Genomic DNA, 6,604 nt, shown 5'->3' on the forward strand with positions numbered 1-6,604 from the left:
GAGGCGCACCCGAGGACCGAGCATTTCGCGCCGCTCTTCGTCACCTTGGGCGCGGCCTACGCGTCCGGAGGCCTCGACAACAAGAGCGTCATCGAGGGCTTCTGGTTCGGCCTGTCGAAGAGGTCCTGGCAGTTCAACTGAGCCGGGAACACCGGCCCCTGCCCGCCCGTTGTCTTGACTGTGGGTGCCCCACGCACGCGGCCGCAGCGCGGAACCTCCCCTGACTCCAGCGCTGCGGTCGCCCCCGACCGCCCTCCTTCGGGGGGCGGTCGGGGTCCCTCTCGGGGCGGAACCGGGGAAATCCCTCGTACGTCCCAGACGGGCGCCACGTAGAGTGGCTAACGCCCATCCAGCCGTATGCCGCTGGGCGGGCCAACGCACGTCGGCCGCGTCAGGACGTGGCCGGGACATAGGGGAAGGACCCGTTCGAGATGAGTGACCAGCCCGCTGCCCAGCAGGCGCCGGCCGCGGCCCAAGCCGCGCCCGCCCCACTGGAGCCCCCGGTGACCGAGTCGCACCTGACTCTGACTCCCCCGCCCCCTGTCGGCGCCGTCTCGGAGACGTCGGCGCCGAAGATGGCCCCGGCCGTGCCCGAGGCCGCCCTTCCCGGGTTGGACTCGAAGGTCGACCAGTACCTCGGCTCGCTGCTCAAGGCCGCGACGAAGTCCCCGGAGTGGGAGGCAAAGGCTGCGGACGTGCGGAGCATGGGGAGCGACGAGATCCGCTTCGCGGCCGAGTCGTCCAACCGGATGCTCCAGATGCCGGTCAAGGCGCTCAACGAGGGATCGCTGTCCCAGGGGTCCAAGGTCGGCCAGACCCTCATCGACCTGCGCCGCACCGTCGAGGACCTCGACCCGTCGCAGGCGGCCGGGACGAAGAAGTTCCTCGGCATGATCCCCTTCGGCGAGCGGATCACCGACTACTTCCGCAAGTACCAGTCGGCCCAGTCGCACCTCAACGGCATCCTCCACTCCCTCCAGTCGGGCCAGGACGAGCTGCAGAAGGACAACATCGCGCTCAACCTCGAGAAGAAGGCGCTGTGGGAGTCGATGGGCCGGCTCAACCAGTACGTCTACGTCGCCGAGCGCCTCGACGCCAAGCTGGCCGCCCAGGTGGCGACCCTCGACACGACCGACCCCGAGAAGGCGAAGGCGCTGCGCGAGGACGTCCTCTTCTATGTCCGGCAGAAGCACCAGGACCTGCTGACCCAGCTCGCGGTGTCGATCCAGAACTACCTCGCGATCGACATCATCATCAAGAACAACATCGAGCTCATCAAGGGCGTCGACCGGGCCACGACGACCACGGTGTCCGCTCTGCGCACCGCCGTCATCGTCGCCCAGGCCCTCAACAACCAGCAGCTCGTCCTCAACCAGATCACCGCCCTCAACACGACGACCTCCGGCCTCATCGAGCGCACGTCCGAGCTGCTCAAGACGAACTCGGCCCGCATCCAGGAGCAGTCGGCCAGCTCGACGATCAGCATCGAGTCGCTGCAGAAGGCCTTCGCCAACATCTACGAGACGATGGACACCATCGACCAGTTCAAGGTGCGGGCCCTCGACAACATGGCCGCGACGATCGGCGCCCTCGAGAACGAGGTGACGAAGTCCCGCAGCTACCTCGAGCGGGTGGCCGCCCAGGACGCGCGACGTGCGGCAGGCGCCGCGCCCGGCGCCCTCGACCTCGGGTCCGGCGGCGGCCTCTGACACCGGCGACGTCGCGGTTGGTGAGGGAGATGAGGCCGAGCACGAAGGGAACATGAGACGTGGGGATCCGATCGTGGTTCGGGTTGGACAGGCCCGAGGCACCGGAGCCGCCCACATCGGCGCCGCCCGGGCCGCCGACGACCGAGCAGCTGCTCGGCGCACTCGACGCCGTGGAGACGCAGGCGCGCGAGGGCAGGGTGCCCGGGGTGGTGCTGTCCCGTCTCACGCGAGTGACGCGGGTCGTCCGCGAGTCGATCCCTCGGCTCGAGCGGCTCGGCCTCGGCAGCTCCCAGGGCTACAGCGTCATGGCCACCGCGACCGACTACCTGCCCGTGGCGATCGGCAACTACCTCAGGCTCCCCCGCGACTGGGCCGACACCCGCCCGATCGCTGCGGGAAAGAGCTCGGTCATGCTGCTCGTCGACCAGCTCGACCTGCTGGGCGCGACGATGGACAAGGTCGCCGACGCCATCAACCGATCCGACGCGGAGGCGATCATCGTCCACGGCGCCTTCCTCGAGGAGAAGTTCGGCCATGCCTCGACCGGGGGTTCCCTCGGCCTCGGCCTCCCCGACCCCACGCCGGACCCGAGCTCCAGCCCCATCACCGGCCCCCTGGCCCCGCCGGAGTGACCCGTGCGCCCACCCACCAATCGAAAGAACACAAATCGGGCCCAAAACCTGTTCACTCGATCAGCGCTGTCGGTCACTGGCGATCGAGAGAACAGAAAACGGCCCGAAAGCTGTTCTTTCGATCGACGTACTGACCGACCGAGCCCAGGGGGCTGTGAGAGATGACGACTGCTGAGTCCGCGCTCGCCGAGAGCATCGACGCGCTCGTCGACGTGGCCCGGCTGGCCGGGATCGACCCGGGCACGGCACGCGACGAGGGGCTGCGGGTCGCCGCCGCCCTCGCCGAGTCGGTGCCCGGTGCCGCACACGAGTGGGCCGCCGTCGCCCTGCCCGCGGTGACTGACCTCGCGACGATCAACGAGGCCTTCTTCGACGCGGCCTCCAAGGGTCGCCGGTGGCGGCACTCCCCGACCGACCTCCTCGTATCCCTCACCGCGTCAGACCACGACCTGGCCGGTGACTACGCCGAGGCGCTCACCGAGATCGCCTCGGACGCCGTCATGCTGGGCACGGCGCCGATCTGGGTCATCGCCAACGCAACCGCCGCGAGCGCCACCTACCTCGCCGCCGCCAACAGGGCACCCGCACCGGCCGGCCCATCGACCGGCCCACTGGGCGGCACGGACTTCTCGACCGGGCTCCCGCCGCTGCCACCGGGCGTCGGCACCGACGCCGTCCTGCGCGAGTGGGGGTACGTCCGCGCCCCCAGCCACCCTGGAACGGGCACGCTGAGCGGGAACGAGCCCAGCGGCATATGGCCTGATGGGGAACCCGCTGTGCCACAGGAGAACTCAGCAGAAGCACCGGCGGCGGAAGCCGAGGCGGCGGAGCCCGCCGAGCCGGAGAAGTCGGTCGAGGAGCTGCTCGCGGAGCTGGACGCGATGATCGGGCTCGACCGGGTCAAGAAGGAGATCCACCGCCAGGTCGCGCTCCTCAAGGTGGAGAAGATGCGCGTCGAGGCCGGGCTCAAGGCGACGCGGCTGAGCCGGCACCTCATCTTCGTCGGCAACCCGGGCACGGGGAAGACGACGGTCGCGCGGCTCGTCGGGGCGATCTACAAGGCGCTCGGCCTGCTCCCGAAGGGCCAGCTCGTCGAGGTCGACCGCTCCGAGCTCGTCGCCGGGTACGTCGGGCAGACAGCGATGAAGACGGCGGAAGTCTGCGCCAGGGCGGTCGGCGGCGTGCTGTTCATCGACGAGGCGTACGGCCTCACCGGGGACCAGTTCGCCCAGGAGGCCGTCAACACGCTCGTCAAGGAGATGGAGGACCACCGGGAGGATCTTGTCGTCATCGTCGCCGGCTACCCGGAGCCGATGGTGCACTTCATCGCGCAGAACCCCGGGCTCGCGAGCCGGTTCACGACGACCATCGAGTTCGACGACTACAGCGATGACGAGCTGCTCGCCATCCTCGACTCGATCGCGGACAACAGCGACTACGAGCTCACCGACGACGCGCGCCGCCGGGTGCACATGACGCTCGAGGCGACGCCACGCACTCCTGCCTTCGGCAACGGTCGGTTCGTGCGCAACCTGTTCGAGCACTCCGTCGGGCGACACGCGTGGCGGCTCCAGGACGCCGTGGATCCAAGTCTCGATGACCTGCGTCTACTCACCGAGGACGATGTCATGGAGGCGCCTGAGGAGCCTCAGGAGCCGCTCCGGGGCGACCCGGATGGCTCGTCCGAGATCGTTCCGGCAGGCTCCGAGCAGGATGTGCCGACCGACCTGCCAACCGACCTGCCAACCGACGAGGAGCAGCGATGACCAGCGGACCGAAGACGAACCTCCCGGTCGGCTCAGCCGCGGCTCCGGCCGGCTCGCCAGCGCCGCTCCCCCTGCCTTCCATCACGTCGGGCGGGCCCTGGGCCGCGAGGTCAGCCGGCGCTCCGGGCAGCCCGGCACCTGCCCCCGCACCGGCGACGATCCGCGGCTCCGGGCAGACGCTCCAGTCGGCGTTCATCGGGCTCTTCCACGGCACTCCGGGCCGGATGCGGCTGCTCGCGATCCTCGGAGTCATCGCCGCCCTGCTCCTCGGTGGCGCCGCGGCGAACGCGATCCTCGCATCCGAGGCGGCCGCTGAGCGCGCCGCCAACACCACCGAGCAGGTCGTGCGGATGCAGTCGATCCAGGTCGACCTCCTGCGAGCCGACGCCCTCGCGACGAACGCCTTCCTCGTCGGTGGCCTCGAGACCGCCGACGCGCGCGCGCAGTACGACGCGGCCATGGCCGCCGTCGCCCGCAACATCGCCGCCGGCGCTGCTGCCCAGCCCGCCGACGCGAAGGCCCTCGGCACCCTCGCCGAGAAGGTCCAGGACTACGGGGCGCTCGTCGAGCAGGCGCGGTCCAACAACCGGCTCGGGCTGCCCGTGGGAGCCCGCTACCTCACCGAGGCGAGCTCCTCGCTCCGTGCCTCGGCGATCCCCGTCGTCGCCGAGATCGTCAAGGCGAACGAAGCGCGGGCGCAGAAGGAGTTCGACCGATCCAACTCGAGCATCCAGCTCTTGGCCGGGGTCGCCGCCCTCATCGTCCTCGTCCTCATCGCCGTGTGGCTGGCCCGGCGCACCCACCGCTACCTCAACCCCTCACTCGCCGGGGGTGTCCTCCTGCTCGTGGTGGGCCTCGTCGTTGCCGCGACGACGATCGGCAACATCGGCACGACGACGGCGCAGGTGGCCTCCGGGCTCTACCGGGACGCGGTCGACCTCGCCCATGTCCGCACCGCCGCCAACGACGCCCGGGCCAACGAGAGCCTGACACTGATCGCGCGGGGCAGCGGCCAGAAATACCAGGACGCCTGGGTGGCCAACGACAAGACGGTGCGAGGGACGCTGGGGCAGATCGACGACGCCTCCGGCCTCACGAGCGACTGGGACGCGTACGCCAAGGCGCACGAGCAGATTCGCGCTCAGGACGACGGCGGACAGTGGGAGCAGGCCGTGGAGCTGGCGACCACGCCGGAGGCGGGCGGCTCGTCGGCGGCCTTCAACGCCTTCGATGAGCAGGTCACGCAGCGGCGTGACGCCGCCAGCGCGGCGGCCATCGACCAGCTCGGGAAGCTCGGCGGCGGCAGCACCGTGTGGGCCGCGCTCATCGCCATCGTCTCCCTCATCGCCTCGTGGCTCATCGTCCGGGGCATCGGACAGCGGATCAAGGAGTACCGATGAAGTTCCTGTCCCGTCGCCGCGGTCGGGGCCCGAGCTGGTCGATGGCCGCAGTCATCGCCGCGGCTGGCGCCCTCGTCCTCTCCGCCTGTACCGGCGTGACCTACGCGGAGACGCCGCTGCCCGCGCCGCCCGCGTCGTCGTCGTCGACTCCCGCTCCGCCCGCGACCCCGGTGACCTGCAACAACCCCACGCAGTCCTACGACCCGCTGCCCTCCATCCCGTCCTCCGGCGACATCACGGACGCGTCGGTGCGCCGTATTCTCGACCGCGGCCACCTCGTCGTCGGCGTCTCGGCGGACACCTTCCTCTTCGGGGCCAGGGACGCGTTCACGAGCCGGATCGAGGGCTTCGACATCGACCTGGCCAAGGCGGTCGCCAAGAGCCTCTTCGGCAGCGAGTCGAAGCTGCAGCTGCGCGTCATCACGGCCGCCGACCGCATCCCCCTGCTCCAGAAGCGCGAGGTCGACATGGTCGCGCGCAACATGACGATGAACTGCGCGCGCTGGAAGGACATCGCGTTCTCCGCCGAGTACTACCACTCGGGCCAGAAGCTGCTCGTCCCCAGGGACCCGAGCGGCAAGGTCCCCAACACGAGGATCGAGGACCTCAAGGGCAAGAAGGTGTGCGCGCCACAGGGCACGTCGACCCTCGACAAGCTGCGCACCGTCAGCGGCGTCGAGCCCGTCGCGGCTGCGGACCACACGGGGTGCCTCGTCCTCTTCCAGCAGGGCAAGGCCGACGCCATCACCGGCGACGACATCGTCCTCGCCGGGCTTGCTGCCCAGGACCCGTACACGGTCGTGTCGTCCGCTCCCGCCATCACCGACGAGCCCTACGGCCTCGCCTTCAACAAGGAGGACGTCTACCTCACCCGCTACGTCAACCGGCTGCTCGCGGACCTCAAGGCCGACGGCGGATGGAAGGCGATCTACAACCGGTGGCTCGCGGGTCATCTCGGGCCGGCCCCGGCGCCGCCGGCCGCCGTCTACGGAAGAGGCGGCTGATGACGCTGTCCGGTGCGGTCCCGCCGCCTCCGACGCCTGGCGGCGTCGGCAGGGCCGGCGGGCCGCTGGGTGGCATCGTGCCGCCTCCGAGTC

Annotated in this window: 5 protein-coding genes and 1 pseudogene; all 6 read left to right on the plus strand. The window is 70.3% G+C overall.

Features of this window, described 5'->3' with window-relative positions:
• Window positions 1-141: pseudogene (locus tag VIR15_RS20640) on the plus strand (dioxygenase); the annotation flags it as partial.
• Window positions 142-431: 290 nt separating this feature from the next.
• On the plus strand, window positions 432-1,709 hold the full coding sequence (locus VIR15_RS20645; protein WP_331931287.1) for a toxic anion resistance protein: 1,278 nt from the start codon (window positions 432-434) through the stop codon (window positions 1,707-1,709).
• Between the two features lie 59 nt (window positions 1,710-1,768).
• Window positions 1,769-2,341: a hypothetical protein gene (locus tag VIR15_RS20650; protein WP_331931289.1), complete on the plus strand. Its 573-nt coding sequence runs from the start codon at window positions 1,769-1,771 to the stop codon at window positions 2,339-2,341.
• Window positions 2,342-2,502: 161 nt separating this feature from the next.
• Window positions 2,503-4,107, plus strand: a complete 1,605-nt coding sequence (locus tag VIR15_RS20655; RefSeq protein WP_331931291.1) for an AAA family ATPase — start codon at window positions 2,503-2,505, stop codon at window positions 4,105-4,107.
• Complete coding sequence (locus tag VIR15_RS20660) at window positions 4,104-5,507, plus strand: GlnX family signal transduction membrane protein (protein ID WP_331931293.1); 1,404 nt, start codon at window positions 4,104-4,106, stop codon at window positions 5,505-5,507. The genes VIR15_RS20655 and VIR15_RS20660 overlap by 4 nt, the downstream gene beginning before the upstream one ends.
• Window positions 5,508-5,548: 41 nt before the next feature.
• On the plus strand, window positions 5,549-6,511 hold the full coding sequence (locus VIR15_RS20665; RefSeq protein WP_524538111.1) for a glutamate ABC transporter substrate-binding protein: 963 nt from the start codon (window positions 5,549-5,551) through the stop codon (window positions 6,509-6,511).
• Window positions 6,512-6,604: the final 93 nt, after the last annotated feature.

Origin of the sequence: Intrasporangium sp., assembly GCF_036566125.1 — a bacterium.
GTDB lineage: Bacteria > Actinomycetota > Actinomycetes > Actinomycetales > Dermatophilaceae > Intrasporangium.

Bases quoted from the DNA above. Each gene is read 5' to 3' on its own strand.
- VIR15_RS20665 (WP_524538111.1), top strand. From the start codon at position 5,549: ATGGCCGCAGTCATCGCCGCGGCTGGCGCCCTCGTCCTCTCCGCCTGT.
- VIR15_RS20655 (WP_331931291.1), top strand. From the start codon at position 2,503: ATGACGACTGCTGAGTCCGCGCTCGCCGAGAGCATCGACGCGCTCGTC.
- VIR15_RS20660 (WP_331931293.1), top strand. From the start codon at position 4,104: ATGACCAGCGGACCGAAGACGAACCTCCCGGTCGGCTCAGCCGCGGCT.
- VIR15_RS20645 (WP_331931287.1), top strand. From the start codon at position 432: ATGAGTGACCAGCCCGCTGCCCAGCAGGCGCCGGCCGCGGCCCAAGCC.